Origin of the sequence: Pseudomonas putida (assembly GCF_050990305.1) — a bacterium.
Taxonomy (GTDB): domain Bacteria; phylum Pseudomonadota; class Gammaproteobacteria; order Pseudomonadales; family Pseudomonadaceae; genus Aquipseudomonas; species Aquipseudomonas putida_AH.
Genome location: NZ_CP158817.1, coordinates 5,347,887 through 5,367,856, shown reverse-complemented (window position 1 = coordinate 5,367,856; position 19,970 = coordinate 5,347,887). Strand labels below are relative to the sequence as shown.

22 protein-coding genes and 1 pseudogene are annotated in these 19,970 nt (G+C 57.1%); 9 read left to right on the top strand and 14 right to left on the bottom strand.

All coding sequences use genetic code 11. The features are described from left to right. Positions 1 to 72 precede the first annotated feature (72 nt). Positions 73 to 414 carry a Grx4 family monothiol glutaredoxin gene (gene grxD / locus ABTV22_RS24325; RefSeq protein ID WP_433736957.1) on the top strand — a complete coding sequence of 114 codons (342 nt, stop codon included), beginning with the start codon at positions 73 to 75 and terminating at the stop codon, positions 412 to 414. A gap of 162 nt (positions 415 to 576) precedes the next feature. Here the strand turns inward: grxD and bfr are convergent, their stop codons facing one another. Then, positions 577 to 1,053 (bottom strand): bacterioferritin, encoded by a 477-nt coding sequence (bfr, locus tag ABTV22_RS24320; protein ID WP_433736956.1) that lies wholly within the window; start codon positions 1,051 to 1,053, stop codon positions 577 to 579. A 198-nt stretch (positions 1,054 to 1,251) separates the two neighbouring features. Next, positions 1,252 to 1,470 carry a bacterioferritin-associated ferredoxin gene (locus ABTV22_RS24315; RefSeq protein ID WP_093226494.1) on the bottom strand — a complete coding sequence of 73 codons (219 nt, stop codon included), beginning with the start codon at positions 1,468 to 1,470 and terminating at the stop codon, positions 1,252 to 1,254. A 304-nt stretch (positions 1,471 to 1,774) separates the two neighbouring features. On the opposite strand from ABTV22_RS24315, the gene ABTV22_RS24310 reads away from it, so the two are divergent. Then, positions 1,775 to 2,377, top strand: coding sequence for a peroxiredoxin (locus ABTV22_RS24310; protein ID WP_007971324.1), 603 nt, complete (start codon positions 1,775 to 1,777; stop codon positions 2,375 to 2,377). A gap of 196 nt (positions 2,378 to 2,573) precedes the next feature. Here ABTV22_RS24310 and rnt read toward each other — a convergent pair whose 3' ends face one another. Together rnt and pyrC are read right to left on the bottom strand one after the other, a co-directional pair. Beyond that, a complete protein-coding gene (gene rnt / locus ABTV22_RS24305; RefSeq protein ID WP_433736955.1) occupies positions 2,574 to 3,251 on the bottom strand; it encodes a ribonuclease T in 678 nt (225 codons plus the stop codon). Continuing rightward, complete coding sequence (gene pyrC / locus ABTV22_RS24300) at positions 3,248 to 4,294, bottom strand: dihydroorotase (RefSeq protein ID WP_433736954.1); 1,047 nt, start codon at positions 4,292 to 4,294, stop codon at positions 3,248 to 3,250. Before pyrC ends, rnt begins: the two co-directional genes overlap by 4 nt. 159 nt (positions 4,295 to 4,453) lie before the next feature. Between pyrC and ABTV22_RS24295 the strand changes: the two genes are divergently transcribed. Continuing rightward, positions 4,454 to 5,359 carry a flagellar protein MotY gene (locus ABTV22_RS24295; RefSeq protein WP_433736953.1) on the top strand — a complete coding sequence of 302 codons (906 nt, stop codon included), beginning with the start codon at positions 4,454 to 4,456 and terminating at the stop codon, positions 5,357 to 5,359. Positions 5,360 to 5,488: 129 nt separating this feature from the next. Further along, a complete protein-coding gene (locus ABTV22_RS24290) occupies positions 5,489 to 6,706 on the top strand; it encodes an argininosuccinate synthase (protein WP_110964710.1) in 1,218 nt (405 codons plus the stop codon). A gap of 148 nt (positions 6,707 to 6,854) precedes the next feature. Here the strand turns inward: ABTV22_RS24290 and ABTV22_RS24285 are convergent, their stop codons facing one another. After that, positions 6,855 to 7,505, bottom strand: a complete 651-nt coding sequence (locus ABTV22_RS24285; RefSeq protein WP_433736952.1) for a hypothetical protein — start codon at positions 7,503 to 7,505, stop codon at positions 6,855 to 6,857. 530 nt (positions 7,506 to 8,035) lie between these two features. Between ABTV22_RS24285 and ABTV22_RS24280 the strand changes: the two genes are divergently transcribed. Further along, complete coding sequence (locus tag ABTV22_RS24280; RefSeq protein ID WP_433736951.1) at positions 8,036 to 8,662, top strand: response regulator; 627 nt, start codon at positions 8,036 to 8,038, stop codon at positions 8,660 to 8,662. Positions 8,663 to 8,752: 90 nt separating this feature from the next. Here ABTV22_RS24280 and ABTV22_RS24275 read toward each other — a convergent pair whose 3' ends face one another. The 8 genes and pseudogenes from ABTV22_RS24275 to metG all read right to left on the bottom strand — a co-directional run bounded on the left by ABTV22_RS24275 (position 8,753) and on the right by metG (position 15,722). After that, positions 8,753 to 8,932: a PA3496 family putative envelope integrity protein gene (locus tag ABTV22_RS24275; protein ID WP_433736950.1), complete on the bottom strand. Its 180-nt coding sequence runs from the start codon at positions 8,930 to 8,932 to the stop codon at positions 8,753 to 8,755. A 106-nt stretch (positions 8,933 to 9,038) separates the two neighbouring features. Next, the gene (gene nth / locus ABTV22_RS24270) at positions 9,039 to 9,677 is read right to left on the bottom strand and encodes an endonuclease III (protein ID WP_433736949.1); all 639 of its coding nucleotides are present in this window, start codon (positions 9,675 to 9,677) and stop codon (positions 9,039 to 9,041) included. A 25-nt stretch (positions 9,678 to 9,702) separates the two neighbouring features. Then, entirely contained in the window at positions 9,703 to 10,290 is a 588-nt protein-coding gene (locus ABTV22_RS24265) for an Rnf-Nqr domain containing protein (protein ID WP_433736948.1), read from the bottom strand. Beyond that, on the bottom strand, positions 10,283 to 10,894 hold the full coding sequence (locus ABTV22_RS24260) for an RnfABCDGE type electron transport complex subunit G (RefSeq protein WP_433736947.1): 612 nt from the start codon (positions 10,892 to 10,894) through the stop codon (positions 10,283 to 10,285). The genes ABTV22_RS24265 and ABTV22_RS24260 overlap by 8 nt, the downstream gene beginning before the upstream one ends. Next, complete coding sequence (locus tag ABTV22_RS24255; protein WP_433736946.1) at positions 10,891 to 11,877, bottom strand: RnfABCDGE type electron transport complex subunit D; 987 nt, start codon at positions 11,875 to 11,877, stop codon at positions 10,891 to 10,893. Before ABTV22_RS24255 ends, ABTV22_RS24260 begins: the two co-directional genes overlap by 4 nt. 601 nt (positions 11,878 to 12,478) lie before the next feature. Then, positions 12,479 to 12,853 (bottom strand): annotated as a pseudogene (rsxB, locus tag ABTV22_RS24250) (electron transport complex subunit RsxB); the annotation flags it as partial. Between the two features lie 17 nt (positions 12,854 to 12,870). Then, positions 12,871 to 13,440 (bottom strand): electron transport complex protein RnfA, encoded by a 570-nt coding sequence (locus tag ABTV22_RS24245; RefSeq protein ID WP_433736945.1) that lies wholly within the window; start codon positions 13,438 to 13,440, stop codon positions 12,871 to 12,873. Between the two features lie 230 nt (positions 13,441 to 13,670). Further along, the gene (metG, locus tag ABTV22_RS24240) at positions 13,671 to 15,722 is read right to left on the bottom strand and encodes a methionine--tRNA ligase (RefSeq protein WP_433736944.1); all 2,052 of its coding nucleotides are present in this window, start codon (positions 15,720 to 15,722) and stop codon (positions 13,671 to 13,673) included. Between the two features lie 267 nt (positions 15,723 to 15,989). Here metG and apbC point away from each other — a divergent pair, with 267 nt between their 5' ends. Beyond that, a complete protein-coding gene (apbC, locus tag ABTV22_RS24235; protein ID WP_433736943.1) occupies positions 15,990 to 17,084 on the top strand; it encodes an iron-sulfur cluster carrier protein ApbC in 1,095 nt (364 codons plus the stop codon). Positions 17,085 to 17,183: 99 nt separating this feature from the next. On the opposite strand, the gene ABTV22_RS24230 is transcribed toward apbC, so the two are convergent. Beyond that, a complete protein-coding gene (locus ABTV22_RS24230; protein ID WP_433736942.1) occupies positions 17,184 to 17,942 on the bottom strand; it encodes an SDR family oxidoreductase in 759 nt (252 codons plus the stop codon). Positions 17,943 to 18,106: 164 nt separating this feature from the next. Between ABTV22_RS24230 and ABTV22_RS24225 the strand changes: the two genes are divergently transcribed. From ABTV22_RS24225 to ABTV22_RS24215, 3 genes are all read left to right on the top strand, one after another. Further along, complete coding sequence (locus ABTV22_RS24225; protein ID WP_433736941.1) at positions 18,107 to 18,838, top strand: HugZ family protein; 732 nt, start codon at positions 18,107 to 18,109, stop codon at positions 18,836 to 18,838. Positions 18,839 to 18,904: 66 nt separating this feature from the next. After that, positions 18,905 to 19,381 (top strand): FxsA family protein, encoded by a 477-nt coding sequence (locus ABTV22_RS24220; RefSeq protein WP_433736940.1) that lies wholly within the window; start codon positions 18,905 to 18,907, stop codon positions 19,379 to 19,381. A 247-nt stretch (positions 19,382 to 19,628) separates the two neighbouring features. Beyond that, positions 19,629 to 19,922: a co-chaperone GroES gene (locus ABTV22_RS24215; protein ID WP_427577009.1), complete on the top strand. Its 294-nt coding sequence runs from the start codon at positions 19,629 to 19,631 to the stop codon at positions 19,920 to 19,922. The last annotated feature ends 48 nt before the right edge of the window (positions 19,923 to 19,970 follow it).

Genomic DNA, 19,970 nt, shown 5'->3' with positions numbered 1-19,970 from the left:
TGGCGCTCGGCTTTCCGTTACAATGCGCCACCGTGCCGACCCATGAGTCGGAAAGTTCAGCCGAGGTGCTCCATGGATATCATCGAAACGATTAAAGAGCAGATTGCCAACAACACCATTCTGCTTTACATGAAAGGCTCGCCGAATTCCCCGCAGTGTGGCTTCTCCGCGAAAGCCGCGCAGGCTGTGATGGCTTGTGGTGAAAAGTTTGCGTACGTGGACATCCTGCAGAACCCGGAAATCCGCGCCAACCTGCCAAAGTACGCCAACTGGCCAACCTTCCCGCAATTGTGGGTGGCTGGTGAGCTGGTAGGCGGTAGCGACATCATGACCGAGATGTCGGCTGATGGTTCGCTGCAGGCGCTGATCAAAGACGCTGCCGCAAAAGCCGCAGCTGCAAAAACCGAAGCCTGATTTGCTCTTCGTAGGAGCGAGGCTTGCCCGCGAAGAACGATGACGCGGTTTTACAGATAAATCGAGTTATCGTTCTTCGCGGGAAAGCCTCGCTCCTACAAGGTCAAGCATAAAAAAGCCCCGCCTCTTCAAAAGAGAGCGGGGCTTTTTATTGCATAGAAGTTATTCGTCTTCACCCATCTGCGATTGCAGATAGTTCTCGAGACCGATCTTGTCGATCAGGCCAAGTTGGGTTTCCAGCCAGTCGATATGTTCTTCTTCGGACTCGAGGATATCTTCAAGCAGCTCACGACTGCCGAAGTCGCCAGCCTTTTCACAATAAACGATTGCCTCTTTAAGGTCGGCGTGACCGATTTTCTCGATGCGCAGGTCGCACTCAAGCATTTCCTTGGTGTGTTCGCCGATGTGCAGCTTGCCCAGGTCCTGGACGTTCGGCAGGCCTTCAAGGAACAGGATGCGCTTGATCAGCCTGTCGGCGTGCTTCATCTCGTCGATGGATTCGTGGTATTCGTGCTTGCCGAGCTTGTTCAGGCCCCAATCTTCATACATGCGTGCATGCAGGAAGTATTGATTGATTGCGACCAGCTCATTGGCAAGGATCTTGTTGAGATGCTGGATGACTTTAACGTCGCCTTTCATGGTGGGGTCCTGCCCTGTATTAGCTGTCTATAAACCAGAGTTTGAGCCGCACTATTAAGAGTGTCAAACCTAAGTTATTGAAACTTAAGTGAAAATTAATCGGAATAAGAATGTTTGTGTTCCGCGTCTAGAACCTAAGCAATTGATTTTCAGGCATAAAAAAACCGGACTTCAGTCCGGTTCTTTGAAATACGGTATTTATGCGGCGGTAAATTCTGCTGGATATGGAATCGCAGCCTGGGCCGTTTGCAGTTTGGTCAAAGTCTCGCGGACCACTTCCTTGGCGAGGCAGGCACATTTACCGCATTGACTGGCAACGCCGGTAGCCTGGCGGACTTCTTTGTAGCTGCAGCATCCTTCATAGATCGCATCGCGGATTTGGCCGTCGGTGACGCCAGTGCAGAGGCAAACATACATAAGTGAAGACCGTCGCTTGTTTATGTTTCGAATGCGATGGATCTTAATGTTAACGAGAATGATTGTCAAAGCACTTGATCAAGGCTTTTTCCCACGGCTGACGAACGGTTTTGGTTTGTAGTCCGGCTGGGCAATTCGCCATCGCGATTTTCACCTCTGGTGGAAAAACCGCTAAAGACAGTCCAAATACGCAGTGTATGATGACCGGTCTTTTCGAAAGGGGGTTGTGTCACAGGGCTGTCGCTTCAGGGTGGCAGGCTGGCGCAAACCCGGTTTTTCACGTTTCTACACCAGGAGATATCCAATGAGCGTACTCGTAGGCAAACAAGCCCCTGACTTCACCGTACCGGCCGTACTCGGCAATGGCGAAATCGTTGACAGCTTCACCCTGTCCTCGGCCATCAAAGGCAAATACGGCCTGGTGTTCTTCTACCCACTGGACTTCACCTTCGTTTGCCCGTCGGAGCTGATCGCTCTGGACAACCGCATGTCGGAATTCAAGGCCCGTAACGTTGAAGTGGTCGCTGTTTCGATCGACTCGCACTTCACCCACAACGCCTGGCGTAACACCCCGGTCAACAATGGCGGTATCGGCGAAGTTCGTTACACCATGGCTGCCGACATCAAGCAGGAAATCATGAAGGCTTACGACGTTCAGTCCGCTGACGGCGTGGCTTTCCGTGGCGCGTTCCTGATCGACGACAAAGGCGTTGTCCGTTCGCAGATCATCAACGACCTGCCGCTGGGCCGTAACATGGAAGAGCTGCTGCGTCTGGTCGACGCTCTGCAATTCCACGAAGAGCACGGCGAAGTCTGCCCAGCCAACTGGAAAAAAGGCGACAAGGGCATGAACGCTTCGCCAGAAGGCGTTGCGGCTTACCTGACCGAGCACGCTGCTGCTCTGTAAGGCACCTGCCAGATAAAAAAAACCGGCCCTTGAGGCCGGTTTTTTTATGGGCGGGATAAATGTGACCCCGCTTCTGTAGGAGCGAGCATGCTCGCGATGGTGGTTAACGTTAACGCGGGTAGTCTGACTTTCCGTGGTGTTCTTGCGACCATCGCGAGCAAGCTCGGCTCCTACAAAGAGCAAAAGCCAGCAGCACTCAATCGTCGAAATCTTCCCAGCCACCCATTTGTTTCCAGCGATTGACGATGCCGCAGAACAGCTCAGCGGTTTTCTCGGTGTCATAGCGAGCCGAGTGGGCTTCGCGACCGTCGAAATCGATATCGGCTGCCTGGCAGGCCTTGGCCAGTACCGTTTGGCCATAGGCCAGGCCGGCGAGGGTGGCCGTGTCGAAGCTGGAGAAAGGGTGAAACGGGTTGCGCTTCATGTCCAGGCGCGCAACCGCTGCGTTCAGAAAGCCCAGGTCGAAACTGCTGTTGTGTCCGACCAGAATCGCCCGCTTGCAGCCATTGGCCTTGAGCGCCTTGCGTACGCCACGGAAGATATCGTTCAGGGCTGCTTCTTCGCTCACGGCCATGCGCAGCGGGTGATCGAGCTTGATCCCGGTGAACTCCAGGGCTGCCGCTTCGATGTTCGCGCCTTCGAAGGGCTCGACACGGAAGAAGTAGGTGTGGTCAGGGTAAACGAAACCCTTTTCATCCATGGCGATGGTGGTCGCGGCGATTTCCAGCAGGGCGTCGGTGGCCGAGTTGAAACCACCGGTTTCTACGTCGACGACGACAGGCAGGTAACCACGGAACCTGGCAGCCATTGGATGGCGAGATCCGCCTCCGCCGCCATTACCGTCCTGTTCGTCGTCGAAATGGTCTTCACTCACGCGTGTTCCTCCAGCAGGCGCCAGCGCAGTTTTTCACCGGCGCGCAGCGGGATAACGGTCAACTCGCCAAACGGCAGGCTGGTTGGGGCGGTCCATTCTTCGCGAACCAGGGTGATGCGATCGGTGTTTACCGGCAGGCCATAGAAGCGTGGGCCGTTGAGGCTGGCGAAGGCTTCGAGCTTATCCAGTGCATTGCGCTGTTCGAAGGCTTCGGCATACATCTCGATGGCAGCAAAGGCGGTGTAGCAGCCGGCGCAACCGCAGGCGGCTTCTTTGGCATGCTGGGCGTGAGGCGCCGAGTCGGTACCGAGGAAGAACTTTTCGCTGCCGCTGGTGGCGGCGTCGAGCAAGGCTTCCTGATGCGTATTGCGCTTGAGAATCGGCAGGCAATAGAAGTGCGGCCGGATCCCGCCCACCAGCATGTGATTGCGGTTGTACAGCAGGTGATGCGCTGTGATGGTCGCGCCAACGTTGGCCGAAGCCGAGTTGACGAACTGCACGGCGTCAGCCGTGGTGATGTGCTCGAACACTACTTTGAGGGTCGGGAAACGCTCGACCACACGACGCATGTGCTCATCGATGAAGATTTTTTCGCGATCGAATACATCGACGTCGCCACGGGTGACTTCACCGTGTATCAACAAGGGCATTCCCACTTCAGCCATCGCTTCCAGTGCAGGGAAGATCTTGTCGATGCTGGTAACGCCGGAGTCCGAGTTGGTGGTTGCACCAGCCGGATACAGCTTGGCGGCGTGAATGAAACCGGTAGCCTTGGCTTCGCGAATTTCTTCAGGCTGGGTGCGGTCGGTCAGGTACAGGACCATTAGCGGTTCGAACCGGCTGCCAGCGGGGCGGGCAGCGAGGATCCGCTGGCGATAGCCATCGGCCTCGGTCGCATTGCGGACCGGTGGAACCAGGTTGGGCATGATGATGGCGCGACCAAAGGTGCGCGCAACATCCGCGACGGTATTGGTCAACACGGCACCATCGCGAAGATGAATATGCCAGTCGTCGGGACGCAGCAGGGTCAGGCGGTCGGACATGAGGGGATTCCAGGCGGGTCAAACTCCAGGGAATGCTACCGGAAAAGACACTTGCAGGCACTCGCTATCAAGTTTTGCCGCAAGCTTCCGATATCCAACAGGTATGCCGTTATCATTTGTGTGTCGGTCTTTTTGTTGTAGAAACCAGTGGAGCCTCCCGTGCGCCAGCGTTATTTAGCCTTGCTCAGTGTGTTTGCCTGCCTTCCCGCGATGGCGCTCACTTTCCAGACCCGTCTGGAGAGCATTGAGTGGACGGTCGAAGGTGACAAATTCGAATGCCGGCTGACACAGCCGATCACCGATTTCGGCTCGGGGCAGTTCGTGCGCCGTGCTGGCGAACAGGCAACGTTTCGCCTGAATGCATACAACGCCGTGATGGGCGGCGGTTCGGCCACCTTGCTGGCCGCGGCCGCGCCTTGGCAGCCAGGCCGAGGCGATATCAATCTGGGCACGGTGAGAATCGGCAGCGGCAATGTATTGTTCAACAGTTCACAGGCTCAGGCCGGCCGCTTGATCAGTGGTCTGATGGATGGACGCAGTCCGGTGGTTCGGCATTCCTCAGGTGATGGACGGGTGTCGGAGGTGCGCTTGTTGCCGGTCAGGTTCAACAAGGCGTTTGCTGACTATCAAGGTTGCGTCGCCAAACTCTTGCCGCAGAATTTCGATCAGGTGAAGCAATCCCAGGTCGGTTTCCCTGGAGGCGGTATCGATCTGGATGCGGCCGCCAAAGCCAGGCTGCAGGTGATGCTGGAATATATGAAGGCCGATCCGACGGTCAATCGTATTGAGCTCGACGGCCACTCCGATAACGGCGGCAATCGCCTGACCAATCGTGACTTGTCTCGCCGCCGGGCCCTGGCCGTCATGGAGTTTTTCAAGGCCAACGGTATCCAGGAGTCGCAGATCACTGTGCGCTTCCACGGTGAGAGTTATCCGCTGGTGCCCAACACCAGCAACACTAACCGCGCGAAAAACCGCCGGGTTGCGGTACGTTTGGAGCGAGGCGCACCACCGGAGCAAGTGGCCCCTCAATCCACCAGGCAGGCCACTTCGGCAACTTCATGACCGATTGGCCATCGTCGCGCCCTCGACATAATCTGTCGCTTCGTCGTCATAAGCTGTCGCGCCACTGTAAATTATTCTGCATGAGCGGTAGACTTCCCGGCTTTCCGTAGAACCCCGTGGAGTGATGGCATGGCGGACGTAAACAAGGTCGTTCTGGCGTATTCCGGCGGCCTGGACACTTCGGTGATCCTCAAGTGGCTGCAGGATACTTATAACTGTGAAGTGGTGACCTTCACCGCTGACCTGGGTCAGGGCGAAGAGGTCGAGCCAGCACGCGCTAAGGCTCAGGCCATGGGCGTGAAAGAGATCTACATCGACGACCTGCGCGAAGAGTTCGTACGCGATTTCGTTTTCCCGATGTTCCGCGCCAACACCGTTTATGAAGGCGAGTACCTGCTGGGTACTTCCATTGCTCGTCCGTTGATCGCCAAGCGCCTGATCGAAATCGCGAACGAAACCGGCGCCGATGCCATTTCCCATGGCGCCACCGGCAAGGGTAACGATCAGGTTCGTTTCGAACTGGGCGCCTATGCCTTGAAGCCGGGTGTGAAAGTGATCGCTCCTTGGCGCGAATGGGACTTGCTGTCCCGTGAAAAGCTGATGGATTACGCTGAAAAGCACGCGATCCCGATCGAGCGTCACGGCAAGAAAAAATCCCCTTACTCGATGGATGCCAACCTGCTGCACATCTCCTATGAAGGTGGTGTGCTGGAAGATACCTGGACCGAGCACGAGGAAGACATGTGGCGCTGGACCGTCTCTCCGGAGAAGGCTCCCGACAAGCCGCAATACCTGGAACTGACCTATCGCAACGGCGACATCGTGGCACTGGACGGTGTTGAAATGACCCCGGCTACCGTGCTGGCGACCCTGAACCGTATCGGTGGCGAACACGGTATCGGTCGTCTGGACATCGTCGAGAACCGTTACGTGGGCATGAAGTCCCGTGGCTGCTACGAAACCCCTGGTGGCACCATCATGCTGCGCGCGCACCGTGCGATCGAATCGATCACACTGGATCGCGAAGTCGCTCACCTCAAAGACGAGCTGATGCCCAAGTACGCCAGCCTGATCTACACCGGCTACTGGTGGAGCCCTGAGCGTCTGATGCTGCAACAGATGATCGACGCTTCCCAGGTCAACGTGAATGGTGTGGTACGCCTGAAACTGTACAAGGGCAACGTGATCGTAACTGGCCGCAAGTCGGACGATTCGCTGTTCGACGCCAACATCGCGACCTTCGAGGAAGATGGCGGCGCCTACAACCAGGCTGATGCAGCCGGCTTCATCAAGCTCAATGCCTTGCGTATGCGCATTGCCGCGAACAAAGGCCGCAAGCTGTTCTGATTGCTTTGAGCCTGTAATGGATTTGTGGCCTCGTCATCGACGGGGCCACAAACCTGAAAAAGATGCTTTTCTGATCCTGCAAAAAAACGGTCATTACGTCTGACCTGCCTGATACCTTCCCGCCTGTGAGTCACTGATTGGGTCTGCCTCACTGTTGGCAACTCTGATCGATGACCGTCACCCCATGTGAACTCAAGTTGTAGGCAACACAGAGGCTGCTGACACCGCGCTTTCTTGTCTGCCTGGAATATTTGAGTACGCGTTCTTTCAGCCAGTTGTCCGATTTCGTTTTCGTGAGAAACAGAATCACCTGTTGTTCCCGTGTCATTTGTATCCTCTCCAGCAAAGTGCCGAACTCCATTTTATTTTTCATCTGACGTGCATCGACGATGTGGAGGTCTTTCATCAGTTCGGGTAAGTGAATGTGATGCAGGTCTGACTGCGGGTGCCGTAAACCGAATTCCTTCGGTGGCGCCTGGGCGTTGCCGGGAGAGGAAGCAGGTCGCGAGTCACCCACTGAGGTCGTGTTTTCCTGCGGGTCAACAGTGTCCATCGCTTTCAGGAAGTGCTCATCCTTTTGAAAGTCCGAGGGCGAGTAAAGCGATCGATAATTGAAGTTGAGTGTGGCGAAGAATAAAAACAGCAGATAAAAAGGAAAGCTGATCAGGAACCAGACATAAATTTCTCTCTCCTGATCTTCCAAGAAGGGAAGAGAGAGGGCTGCCGATGTTTCAGACAGGGTTGCGAATATCGCAATTATTGTCATGGGGTTGGTGATTCTTTTTTTGAGTTTGATCATGTTTATTACTCATTGGTTTTTTGTTTGCTCGTTTGATTGGTGATGTTTGTTATTGGTATTCATGTTACGTCATTCATCTGTCTTGAGTGTCTGTATTATTTGACGCAGGTGTCGTGTTTTTTCTTGTGCGGTTGGCTGTTTTGTTTTTGGTGTTTCGTATTATTCATGATTGTTCGTGAATGTTTTTTTGCTGTAAGAATTAGTGGGTGCTCGGTGTGTGATCTTTCTGGTATTGATGTTGCGCTGGGGGTTTTGGTAGGCATAAGGGGGCGCAAAGTCGATTTACTCAAACTTTAAGCTTTGTTTTTTAGTTTCACGTGGATACAAAATAATGGTGAAAGCCGAAAGGCATTCCTGTGGAGACCGTTTTCACAGCGTTGTATTCGAGGGTGTTTTGTAGGATTAATCCGCGATTCTCGTAGGGAATGTCTCTCGGTGCAGGTCGCTGGGGGGGGCAGCATGCCATGGGTGAAACGACTAGGCTATTGTGCGGGCTCTAAAAATTCGAACAGCGAAAATTGGACTTGCCCATGAATAAAGTGCTGATCGTGGATGATCACCCCGTCATTCGTCTCGCGGTACGTATGCTGATGGAACGTCATGGCTACGAAGTTGTTGCGGAAACAGATAATGGCGTGGATGCATTACAACTTGCCCGCGAGCATATGCCGGATATTGTCATTCTGGATATCGGGATTCCGAAGCTGGACGGGCTGGAAGTTATAGCGAGACTTACTTCAACCTCCATGCCCATGAAAGTGCTGATATTGACTTCCCAGTCGCCAGGGCATTTTTCCATGCGTTGCATGCAGTCGGGGGCTGCCGGGTATGTTTGTAAACAGCAGGATCTCACCGAGTTGCTCAGTGCCATCAAGGCGGTTTTGTCCGGTTATAGTTATTTTCCCAATCAAGCTTTGCATACCGTGCGCGCCAGCCTGGGGAACGCCAGTGAAGCCGATATGGTCGATCGTCTGTCAGGGCGGGAGATGATGGTCTTGCAACAATTGGCCAGAGGCAAAACCAACAAGGAAATCGCCGATGGGATGTTTCTCAGCAACAAGACCGTCAGTACATATAAGACGCGCCTGCTGTTGAAGCTGAATGCACGCTCTCTGGTTGACCTGATCGAGCTGGCTCAGCGCAATGGGTTAGTGTGATTTTACATGGGGTAACGGTACGGGATGAACGGGCATCCATCGTGGTTCGGCACACAGTAAAAAGCCTCCGTTTCGGGAGGCTTTCAGATGTCATAAGTCAAAGTCGTAATCGGCCAATTGCTTCTGCAGTCGGCGCTCCTCCAGCAGATTGTCGATGGTACGGCGTTTGCTCAGGTTGGTTTTCGCTACTTCAACCACAGGTTCGGCATCATCGGCCTCACCTGGGGTGAAGTCGTCTTCTACATCCAGTTGCTCTTTGCCAGTGCTCATTTAGTTACTCCAGGCTAAGACTGCCTTTGGGGCTCCTTATATCGACAATCTCCCGGCGGGTAAAAAAGATTTTTTCAATCGATAAATCAATAAATCCAATAGTGTCTCAATCGTCCGAGGTCTTGTGCTTGTATTCGCACAAATCTTCTATCCGGCAACTGCCACAACGAGGCTTGCGGGCCAGGCACACATAGCGCCCGTGAAGGATCAGCCAATGATGGGAGTCGAGCAGAAACTCCTTGGGTACGAACTTCATCAATTTTTTCTCGACCTCGACCACATTCTTGCCAGGCGCAATGCCGGTGCGATTGCTGACCCGAAAGATATGGGTGTCCACGGCCATCGTCAGCTGACGGAATGCCGTATTGAGTACCACGTTGGCGGTTTTACGGCCTACGCCGGGTAGGGCTTCCAACTCCTCGCGGGTTTGCGGCACTTCGCCGGCATGCCGCTCCACCAGCAAGCGGCAGGTTTCGATCACGTTTTTGGCCTTGCTGTTGAACAGGCCGATGGTCTTGATGTATTCCGACAACCCCTCGACACCCAAGGCATGGATAGCCGCTGGGGTGTTGGCAACGGGGAACAGTTTTGCCGTGGCCTTGTTGACGCCGACATCGGTCGATTGCGCCGAAAGAATCACGGCGATCAACAATTCAAACGGCGAGGAATAGGCCAGTTCGGTCTTTGGTTCCGGGTTGTCTTCGTGCAGCCTGCGGAAAATTTCCAGACGTTTTGCGGCATTCATGGGCAGTGCTGTTCCTCGAAAACTGTCAGTGTGAAGGGGCAGGGCGGTGCCAGGCTTGCCAGGCGGCGATCAGCAATCCCAGCAGGATGAACCCGCCAGGGGCCAGTGTGGCCAGGCGCAAGCCTCCATCGGCGCTGAGCACCCAACCTTGCCAATCTGTTTGCGTCGCGAAAGTCAGCCACGGTAGGTGATTGCCGATTGTCCCGTTACCCATGAGCTCGCGCAGCAGGCCCAGGCCCACCATCAATACGCCGAACAGGCCACATAGGCGCAGTCGATCTTTTCGGGGGCTCTGGAAGAATCCAATTTGCTCCAGCACCACACATTGCAAGGCGATCAAGGCTGGATAGATCCCCATTTGTTGATGCCATTGCAGCGACCAGACTTGCGCGCCAAGTTCCGCACAACTGACCAAGGTAGTGGCGAGCAGTACACTTGCGAGCAGGTGTGTCGGCGGGAGCAAGCGCGATCGAACGACGGGCATGGCGAGGCCAAAAACACCGATCACTGCAATGAACATCAGATACAAGCCCAGACCATTGACCAGCGAACCCGTGGCGCCGATCAGCGGTGTGAGCATCAATGAGTTCTGCAGCAATGGCGTTTTACTCATGGGAAGCGCTCCCAAGCAGTTGTTGCCGGTGTTCATCGAAGTAGCGCAGCGCGTCGTGGGTCGCATTGATCACGGCTCTTGACGTGATGGTCGCTCCCGCAATCTGGTCGAATTGCCCCTGATCCTTATTCAACGCCCAGCCTTTGTCGTCCGGATCAGTTCGGGATTTGCCAGAAAACTGCTGAAGCCAGGCATTGGGCCAGCCGGCTATTCGCGCACCCAGCCCCGGCGTTTCCGTTTGCTTGAGGGTTTTCACGCCCGTCAGTCTGCCGTTAGCGTCGATAGCAATCAGCAGGTCGATGGCGCCTGCATAACCCACGGTTTGGCTGCGCAACAAAACGGCTTGCGTCTGGCCGGCCCTGGTTGCCCGATATCCCGCCAGCAGTGTGCTGGCGCCCAGGGTTGTATTCTCGAGCCTGAGCGGTTGTTCCAGCGGCTGATTGTCGTAGCTGCCAGCCGGCAGCAAATCCAGCAGATTGCGACTGTCGATCTGGCGTTGCTCAGCCGCGATCCGTGGCGCACCGCTGTGCTGGGCGAGCCACGTCAGGCCGATCCCGAGGGTGGCCAGTAACGCCAGGATGGCAATGCTCGACGCTCGGTTCATGGTGCAAGTCGCTCCTGCCTGGCGGTGACAAACCGCTCGAGTGCTGGAACACAAAGATTCATCAACAAAACGGCGAAGGCCACGCCATCCGGATAACCACCCCATGTCCGGATCAGATACGTCAGCAGCCCGACGCCCATGCCCAATAGCAGCCTTGCGCCAGGACTCCTGGCGCCGGACACCGGCTCGGTAATGATAAAAAATGCGCCCAACATGCTGGCGCCACTGAGCAGATGGAACAGGGGTGAGCCATGGGAGTCGGAGCCAGAACCGTTCCAGCACAACAGACTGATGGTGAATAGGCTGGCGAGCATTCCGACGGGTGCATGCCAGCTGATTACTCGCCGCTGTAGCAGAAACACGCCGCCGACGAGAAAGGCCAGGTTCACCCATTCAACACCGCGAGCGCCAAAGTGGCCGAATGCTGGGTTCGTCGAGAACAGTTCGTCCATCGTCAGGCTTTTGTTGATCCGCAGGCTGTCCAGTGCCGTGGCCCGGACCCAGGCGTCCGGAGCCTGTCCGAAACCGAAAACCTGTTGCACGCCACCCAACAGATCCATGCCGTGTGACGTGGGCCAATGGGTCATCTGTTGCGGAAACGCCACCATCACCAGAACGAAGCCGAGCATCGCCGGGTTGAACGGATTGCTGCCGACACCGCCATACAGGTGCTTGCCGAACACCATGGCAAGCGCGGCAGCACTGACGGTTAGCCACCACGGGCAATAGGGCGGCAAAGCCAGGGCCAAGAGCGTGGCACTGACGAGGGCGCTGCCGTCGCTCAAGGTCGGTTTGAGCGGCCGCTTGCGTAAACGTAGCACCGCCGCTTCAGTGGCCAGCGCACCGAAGCTCGCCAGCATGAGGTTGATCAATACTCCCCAGCCGTAAATCCAGAACAGCACCAGCATGCCTGGCAGCGTAGCCAGTAGTACCAGTTTCATGGCCTGCTGCAGGCGTAAGTCGACCGACTCAAGCGGTGGCATGGGCATCCACCTGGCGTTCGGCTTCGCTGACGGCTCGCTCCAGGGCTTGGACCTGCTCGGCAGGCGCTTCGGCGGCCTGAGCTTTTTTGAGTTCGGCGCGACGCATGGCCAACTGTATCTTTGCCCGATTCAGGTCGGCATTCTTTGCTGGCGCGGCGGCGGGCGCCGGAGCTGATGGTGCAACGCTTTCCAGCTGCGTCAGGGCCTGCTCGGCGGCTTCGAACTGTTGTTGTAGAACGATCAACTGCGACTGCTGTTCAAAGGTCGGTGGATGGCCAAAGGCCTTGAGCGACTTGGTCAGTTGCGCGCGACTCATCGCCAGATCGATCTTGGCTTTTTTCAATGCCGCATCGGCGTTGGCGGCCTTCTGTGCGCGAACGCGTTCAAGGGCGGCCTGCACCGGGTCGAGCGTCACTTCGCTGGGCTGGGCCGCACGTTGTGCACGGGCCTGGCGTTCGGCGGCTTTTTGCTGTTCTTCACGCTGCAGACGGGCGTTGCGTTGTTCAAAGCGGTGCCGTGCGTGATTGCGTTTGGCGGTGCGGGCCTGTTGTTCTTCGAGGCTTACGGCCAGACCTCCGACAATCGGCAACACCGTGGCCAGTGGCAGGGGGCGCATTTCGATGCAATCCACAGGGCAAGGCGCCACGCAGAGATCGCAACCGGTGCACTCATCAATGATCACCGTGTGCATCAGCTTGGCTGCACCGACAATGGCGTCGACCGGGCAGGCCTGGATGCATTTGGTGCAACCGATGCACTCGGCTTCGCGGATGTAGGCGATCTGCGCTGGAGCCGAACCACGGCTGGCATCCAACTCAAGCACCGGCACATTCAGCAGTTCGGCCAGGGCGTGTATGGTTTCGCTGCCACCGGGTGGACATTTATTGATCGGCTCGCCGCTGGCGATGCCTTCAGCGTAGGGCTTGCATCCGGGATGACCACACTTGCCGCATTGGGTCTGCGGCAAGAGGGCGTCGATGCGTTGAATCAGACTCATGTTTTGATCAGTCCGCTGAATCCGAGAAAAGCCACTGCAATCAGGCCGGCGCCGATCAGGTCGATCGGCAGGCCGCGAAAGGGCAGGGGGATATTGTTGTCGAGTGTACGTTGGCGCAAGTCGTTGAACAGGCTCAGTACCAGCCAGAAACCCAGCCCGGCCCCGAGACTCAGGGCTGTGGCCGCCAGAAATCCCTTGTCATCCTGAATATTGAGCAGCGCAACGCCAAGCACGCCGGCATTGCCCAACAGTAATGGCCAAAGCCCTTCAAACGAATGCTTCGGGCATACCCGGGGCAGTCCTTTGAGCAAGGGGGCGATCAGCAGCACGCTCAGGGGCACAAATACGAACAGGCGCAGCGACGTCAATTCCAGCGGCATCAGCAGCCAATGATAGAGCGCGTAACCGAGCATGCCGACAATCAGCATCAGGCAGGTTGTCGCGATGCCCAGGGCATGGACTTGCCGACGTTCACTGCCCAACAGCGGATCCACACCCAATGGCCAGTGCAACACGAGGTTGTTGATCAGGGCGGTGCTGATAAGTGTAAAGAGCAGTTCGGTCATGCGCTGTCTACCTGAAGCGTCCGCGTCCACACATCATTGGAAGCTACTGATTAAATCTGTAGGAGCTGCCGCAGGCTGCGATCTTTTGCTCCTGGAAAATCAAAGTCAAAAGATCGCAGCCTGCGGCAGCTCCTACCAGATGAGGGCAGGCTTGAGAGATAGTATGGGCCAGACATGAAAATCCCACAGTCGCGCCAGGAACGACTGTGGGATTGGTTCGCCGCTTTACCTTACTTGATCCGTTGACCCGGCTTGGCGCCGCTGTCAGGGCTCAGCAGGTAAATTTCTTCACCGCCAGGACCGGCTGCCATCACCATGCCCTCGGAGATCCCGAATTTCATTTTGCGGGGCTTGAGGTTGGCGATCATCATGGTCAGGCGACCATTGAGTTTGGACGGGTCTGGATAAGCGCTCTTGATGCCGGAAAACACATTGCGCTGCTCGTCACCGATATCCAGGGTCAGGCGCAACAGCTTGTCGGCGCCTTCTACGTGTTCAGCCTTGACGATCAGGGCGACGCGCAGGTCGACGGCCGCAAAGGTGTCGAACTCGATTTCCGGGGACAGCGGGTCCTTGGCCAATTCGCCATTGCCGGCAGGGGCTGTTTCGCCGGTGTCGGTCTGGCTGGCGGTCAGGTCTTCCTTCGAAGCGTCGGTCATGGCCTGCACCTTGACCGGGTCGATCCGGGTCATCAGCGGCTTGAACTCGTTCAACTGATGGTTGGCGAGCCAGAGGGTGTGGTCGTTCCAGGTCAGCGGTGCGACGTTCAGGAACGCCTCGGCATCGGCAGCCAGCAACGGCAGCACAGGCTTGAGGAAGATCACCAGTTGGCGGAACAGGTTGACGCCGGTAGCGCAAATGGCCTGGACTTCATCCTGCTTGCCTTCCTGCTTGTTCAGCGACCACGGTGCCTTGTCGGCGATCCAGGCATTGGCGCGGTCGGCCAGGGCCATGATTTCACGCATGGCGCGGGCGAAGTCGCGGGCTTCATAGGCGTCGGCGATGCCAGGCGCGGCGGCCAGGAACGCTTCGGTCAGCTCCGGCGCGGCGTTGGTGTCGACCATCAGGCCGGCATTGCCCTTGTGGATGAAGCCGGCGCAACGGCTGGCGATGTTGACGACTTTGCCCACCAGGTCGGAATTGACCTTCTGCACGAAGTCTTCGAGGTTCAGGTCCAGGTCGTCGACGCCACGGCTCAGCTTGGCCGCGTAGTAGTAGCGCAGGTATTCCGGCGACAGGTGATCCAGGTAAGTCCGGGCCTTGATGAAGGTGCCACGGGACTTGGACATTTTCTGGCCGTTGACGGTCAGGTAGCCGTGCACATTGATGCCGGTCGGCTTGCGGTAGCCCGCGCCTTCGAGCATGGCTGGCCAGAACAGGGCGTGGAAGTTGACGATGTCCTTACCGATGAAGTGATACAGCTCGGCGGTGGAGTCCTTGCCCCAGAACGCGTCGAAGTCCAGCTCCGGCGTACGGTTGCACAGGTTCTTGAAGCTGGCCATGTAGCCGATCGGCGCATCCAGCCATACGTAGAAGTACTTGCCCGGTTCATCGGGAATTTCAAAGCCGAAGTACGGCGCATCGCGGGAGATGTCCCACTGTTGCAGGCCGGCATCCAGCCATTCGGCGATCTTGTTGGCAACGGCGTCTTGCAGGGTGCCGCTGCGGGTCCAGGTTTGCAGCATTTCCTGGAAGTCCGGCAACTTGAAGAAGAAGTGCTGGGAATCCTTGAGCACCGGGGTGGCACCAGAAATAGCCGACTTCGGGTCTTTCAGGTCGGTTGGTGCGTAGGTCGCGCCGCATTTCTCGCAGTTGTCGCCGTACTGGTCTTCGGTGCCGCATTTCGGGCAGGTGCCCTTGATGAAGCGGTCGGCCAGGAACATTTTCTTTTCCGGGTCGAAATACTGCGTGATCGAACGCGTGGCGATGTGCCCGGCGTCGCGCAGCTTCAGGTAGATCTGGCTCGACAGCTCACGGTTTTCTTCGGCGTGAGTGGAGTGGAAGTTATCGAAGTCCACCAGGAAGTCGGCAAAGTCGGCGCTGTGTTCAGCCTGGACGTTGGCGATCAGTTGTTCCGGGGTGATGCCTTCCTTTTCCGCGCGCAGCATGATCGCCGAGCCGTGGGCGTCGTCGGCGCAGACATAGATGCATTGATTGCCGCGGTGCTTCTGGAAGCGCACCCACATATCGGTCTGGATATATTCCAGCATATGGCCGAGGTGAATCGAACCATTGGCATAGGGCAGGGCGCTGGTGACGAGAATCTTGCGTGGCTCGGACATGGGGCTCGGCTACTTGATGAAACGGAGGTCGGCCACTATAAAGCGCCGGCGCAGATTTTTCACCCTGTGAGCCCGTTTCATTGGATGAGTAACAAGGATTCATGCGCCGAACCATGGTCCGTAGGCGCACGGCTTGCCGGCGATGGCGTAGTCAAGTCAGCCATCGCCGGCAAGCCTGGCTCCTACAGATCTTTTCATCATCCCGCCCAGCGATCAGAACAGGTACGATATCCGCCATATTTCCCAGTCTTGTTACCGGAGTTGCCCATGAGCGCCGTCAATCGCGCAGCGGTGGAAGCCGTCCTTCGCCAATACACCGACCCTTATTTGAACCAGGATCCGGTCAGCGCCGGGTGCGTGCGCAACATCGACATCCAGGGTGATCGCGTCAGCGTCCAGCTCGAACTGGGCTACGCCGCCGGTCTGTTCAAGAGCGGCTGGGCGCAGTTGCTGCAAATGGCGATCGAAGGCCTGGACGGCGTGACGATTGCTCGCGTCGACGTCACCAGCGTGATTGCCGCGCACAAGGCCCAAGCTCAAGTGCCGGGCCTGGCCAACGTCAAGAACGTGGTGGCCGTGGCCTCCGGCAAGGGCGGCGTGGGCAAATCCACCACCGCCGCCAACCTGGCGTTGGCTCTGGCTCGCGAAGGCGCCAAGGTCGGTATTCTCGATGCCGACATCTACGGCCCGAGCCAAGGGATCATGTTCGGTATTGCCGAAGGCACCCGACCGCAGGTCAAGGACCAGAAATGGTTCGTGCCGATCCAGTCCCACGGTGTTGAAGTGATGTCCATGGCGTTCCTCACCGACGACAACACGCCGATGGTCTGGCGCGGACCGATGGTTTCCGGGGCCCTGCTGCAATTGGTGACCCAGACCGCGTGGGGCGACCTGGATTACCTGGTGATCGACATGCCGCCAGGCACCGGCGACATTCAACTGACCCTGGCGCAGAAAGTCCCGGTGGCCGGTGCGGTCATCGTCACCACACCACAGGACCTGGCCCTGCTCGATGCGCGCAAGGGCGTGGAGATGTTCCGCAAGGTCAACATCCCGGTACTGGGCGTGGTGGAAAACATGGCCGTGCACATCTGCTCCAATTGCGGACATGCCGAGCATTTGTTCGGTGAAGGCGGTGGGGTAAAACTCGCCAATCAGTATGGCGTCGAGCTATTGGCCTCGTTGCCGCTGTCGATGGTCATCCGCGAACAAGCCGATGGCGGCAAGCCAACGGTGATCGCCGAGCCGGACAGCCAGATCGCGATGGTTTACCAGGAACTGGCGCGGCATGTCGGCGCGCGGATCGTGTTGCAGGAAGCCGTGACGCCAGCGATGCCGAATATCAGCATCAGCGACGATTAAATAGCGACCTCTCTTCTGTAGGAGCACGGCTTGCCGACGATGGCGAATTCAAATCTGCCATCGCCGGCAAGCCGTGCTCCTACAGAACTATGGTGTTGCTTAAATCCGCAACCCGCCATCCATCTCCAGAATCCGACCGGTGTAGTAGTCGTTTTCGAAAATGTACGCCGCCGAATGGGCGATCTCTTCCGGTTTGCCCATGCGCTTGAGCGGAATCCCCGACGTCATCTTCTCCAACGCTTCCGGTTTCATGCCCAGGGTCATTTCGGTTTCGATGAAACCCGGTGCAATGCCGGCTACACGGATGCCATAGCGTGCCAGCTCTTTGGCCCAGGTCACGGTCGCCGCGGCGACGCCGGCCTTGGCGGCGGAGTAGTTGGTCTGACCGACGTTGCCGGCACGGGAAATCGAAGAGATATTGATGATCGCGCCGCTGTTGTTCAGCTCGACCATTTTCGCCGCGACTTCACGGGTGCACAGGAACACGCCGGTCAGATTGACATCGATGACCGCTTGCCACTGGGCCAGGCTCATCTTGGTCATCTCGCCGTCCTTGACTTTGAGCAGCAGGCCGTCGCGCAAGATACCGGCGTTGTTGATCAAGCCATGGATCGCACCGAAGTCTTGCGCGACTTGGTCAACCATGTGGGTCACTTGCTCTTCGTTGGCCACGTTGCACAGGTAGGCGCGGGCTTCGACGCCCTTGGCCTTGCAGGCTGCCACAGCGGCGTCGAGCTTTTCCTGATTAAGGTCGACCAGTGCCAGTTTTGCGCCTTTGGCGGCGAAATACTCGGCCATGGAGCGACCTAAACCCTGGCAACCGCCAGTGATAATGATTACTTTGTCAGTGAGTTGCATTCGCATGCCCCGGTGTCAGGTCTGAGTGGTTACCTTCAAGAGAGCCTCTCGATCTGCGCCTGATGTGGCTTGGCTGCACATGAGAACTGCCCCCGATGGCGAACTGAAACTTTCATCAGTCGCCCGTCCGTTTTTTTGACGGATTCTATATAAGGAGTCATAAATTGAGCGTTGAAGTTGCCAAGCATGCACGAGAATTGCTGCTCAAGGAATACCGTGGCGTCCTGTCGACGCTCTCAAAGGCCATGCCCGGTTTTCCGTTCGGCTCCGTGGTTCCTTACTGCCTGGACGAACAGGGCCGGCCGCTGATCCTGATCAGCCGCATCGCCCAGCACACCCACAACCTGCAAAAAGACCCGAAATGTTCTCTGCTGGTGGGCGAGCGCGAAGCTGAAGACGTGCAAGCCGTCGGGCGCCTGACCTACCTGGCCGAGGCCCAACGGATTGAGGACGAGGCCGCCATCGAAGCCGCAGCCGAGCGCTACTACCGTTACTTCCCCGATTCGCGCAATTACCACAAGGCCCATGATTTCGATTTTTGGGTGCTGCAACCGGTGCGTCACCGTTACATCGGCGGTTTCGGCGCCATCCATTGGGTCAACGACCTGACGCTGGCCAACCCCTTTGCCGGCAAGGCCGAAGTGAGCATGGTCGAGCACATGAATGCCGATCACGCCAAGGCCATTGCGCACTACGTCGACCTGGCGGGGCTGCCGAAAACCGTACCGGCGCAAATGGTTGGTATCGATACCGAAGGCATGCACCTGCGCATCGGCCAGGGCGTCTACTGGCTGCCCTTCCAAGCGCCTTGTAATACCCCGACACAAGTTCGCGAAGCCTTGGTTTTCCTGGCTCACGCCGAACAATGGCCGAAAAATGAAGTGGCCGACGCTTGAATTCACGAAACGGCGACGTCATCTAAGGTGAACTGGCAAGGCATTCTTGCGTTGAGGAACCATTTGATGCGCCCTTTTTTATTGCTCTTTCTACTGTTCCCGGTGCTGGAGCTGTTCGTATTCGTCAAGGTGGCAGGGGCTATCGGGTTTTTCCCGGCCCTGCTGCTGATCATTCTTGGCTCGATGTTCGGTATTTTCGTGTTGCGAGTTGCCGGACTGGCGACGGCACTGCGTGCCCGTGAAAGTTTGAGCCGTGGCGAACTGCCCGCGCAGACCATGCTCGAAGGTTTGATGCTGGCGTTGGCCGGTGGTTTGTTGATCCTTCCGGGCTTCATCAGCGACGTGGTCGGCCTGATCATGCTGCTGCCGATGAGCCGTCGCCTGTTGGCCAACAAGATGCGCCAGCGTGCCGAGGAACAGGCGATTCGCCAGCGAGCGTTCGCCGATGACCTTCAGCCCCGAGGTGGTCCTTCGCCGCGTGAACCGCTGGGTCGCGAGCCCAACGTGATCGAGGGCGAATTCGAACACCGAGATACCAAGTAACACCTTCGCGACACGGCACCTTCGGGTGCCGTGTTCGTTTGTGGGGAGTCGACCTGAAAATTTTTCGATCCCTGCCCTTGTAATAAGCTTATGCGCCCTTATGTAACGGTCACCGCAAGGTTTCTGGCAATCACGCCAGACAGACTTCCGCGTCTCGCTCGTCGAGCCGCACCCGGCGCCGCCGGACTTTGTTAAACCCGCCGGGACTACACCGGCCGATGAAAACCACAATTAGGAGAGATCGACAATGAAGCTTCGTCCTCTGCATGACCGCGTCGTCATCCGTCGCAGCGAAGAAGAAAAGAAAACCGCTGGCGGTATCGTCCTGCCAGGTTCGGCTGCTGAAAAAGCCAACCACGGTGAAGTTCTGGCTGTCGGCACTGGCCGCGTGCTGGAAAACGGTGAAGTGCGCGCACTGTCCGTGAAGGTGGGCGACAAGGTTGTGTTCGGTCCTTACTCCGGCAGCAACACTGTGAAAGTCGACGGCGAAGACCTGCTGGTAATGAGCGAGAACGAAATCCTCGCTGTTATCGAAGGCTGATTCCCCGCTCATTTTCCCGTTACTACAAAGTATTTAAGGAATATCGAT

Excerpts from the sequence above, each read along its gene's own strand:
- grxD (WP_433736957.1), top strand. The coding sequence starts at position 73 with ATGGATATCATCGAAACGATTAAAGAGCAGATTGCCAACAACACCATT.
- bfr (WP_433736956.1), bottom strand. The coding sequence starts at position 1,053 with ATGAAAGGCGACGTTAAAGTCATCCAGCATCTCAACAAGATCCTTGCC.
- ABTV22_RS24315 (WP_093226494.1), bottom strand. The coding sequence starts at position 1,470 with ATGTATGTTTGCCTCTGCACTGGCGTCACCGACGGCCAAATCCGCGAT.
- ABTV22_RS24310 (WP_007971324.1), top strand. The coding sequence starts at position 1,775 with ATGAGCGTACTCGTAGGCAAACAAGCCCCTGACTTCACCGTACCGGCC.
- pyrC (WP_433736954.1), bottom strand. The coding sequence starts at position 4,294 with ATGTCCGACCGCCTGACCCTGCTGCGTCCCGACGACTGGCATATTCAT.
- ABTV22_RS24290 (WP_110964710.1), top strand. The coding sequence starts at position 5,489 with ATGGCGGACGTAAACAAGGTCGTTCTGGCGTATTCCGGCGGCCTGGAC.
- ABTV22_RS24285 (WP_433736952.1), bottom strand. The coding sequence starts at position 7,505 with ATGATCAAACTCAAAAAAAGAATCACCAACCCCATGACAATAATTGCG.
- ABTV22_RS24280 (WP_433736951.1), top strand. The coding sequence starts at position 8,036 with ATGAATAAAGTGCTGATCGTGGATGATCACCCCGTCATTCGTCTCGCG.
- ABTV22_RS24275 (WP_433736950.1), bottom strand. The coding sequence starts at position 8,932 with ATGAGCACTGGCAAAGAGCAACTGGATGTAGAAGACGACTTCACCCCA.
- nth (WP_433736949.1), bottom strand. The coding sequence starts at position 9,677 with ATGAATGCCGCAAAACGTCTGGAAATTTTCCGCAGGCTGCACGAAGAC.
- ABTV22_RS24265 (WP_433736948.1), bottom strand. The coding sequence starts at position 10,290 with ATGAGTAAAACGCCATTGCTGCAGAACTCATTGATGCTCACACCGCTG.
- ABTV22_RS24260 (WP_433736947.1), bottom strand. The coding sequence starts at position 10,894 with ATGAACCGAGCGTCGAGCATTGCCATCCTGGCGTTACTGGCCACCCTC.
- ABTV22_RS24255 (WP_433736946.1), bottom strand. The coding sequence starts at position 11,877 with ATGCCACCGCTTGAGTCGGTCGACTTACGCCTGCAGCAGGCCATGAAA.
- ABTV22_RS24245 (WP_433736945.1), bottom strand. The coding sequence starts at position 13,440 with ATGACCGAACTGCTCTTTACACTTATCAGCACCGCCCTGATCAACAAC.
- metG (WP_433736944.1), bottom strand. The coding sequence starts at position 15,722 with ATGTCCGAGCCACGCAAGATTCTCGTCACCAGCGCCCTGCCCTATGCC.
- apbC (WP_433736943.1), top strand. The coding sequence starts at position 15,990 with ATGAGCGCCGTCAATCGCGCAGCGGTGGAAGCCGTCCTTCGCCAATAC.
- ABTV22_RS24230 (WP_433736942.1), bottom strand. The coding sequence starts at position 17,942 with ATGCAACTCACTGACAAAGTAATCATTATCACTGGCGGTTGCCAGGGT.
- ABTV22_RS24220 (WP_433736940.1), top strand. The coding sequence starts at position 18,905 with ATGCGCCCTTTTTTATTGCTCTTTCTACTGTTCCCGGTGCTGGAGCTG.
- ABTV22_RS24215 (WP_427577009.1), top strand. The coding sequence starts at position 19,629 with ATGAAGCTTCGTCCTCTGCATGACCGCGTCGTCATCCGTCGCAGCGAA.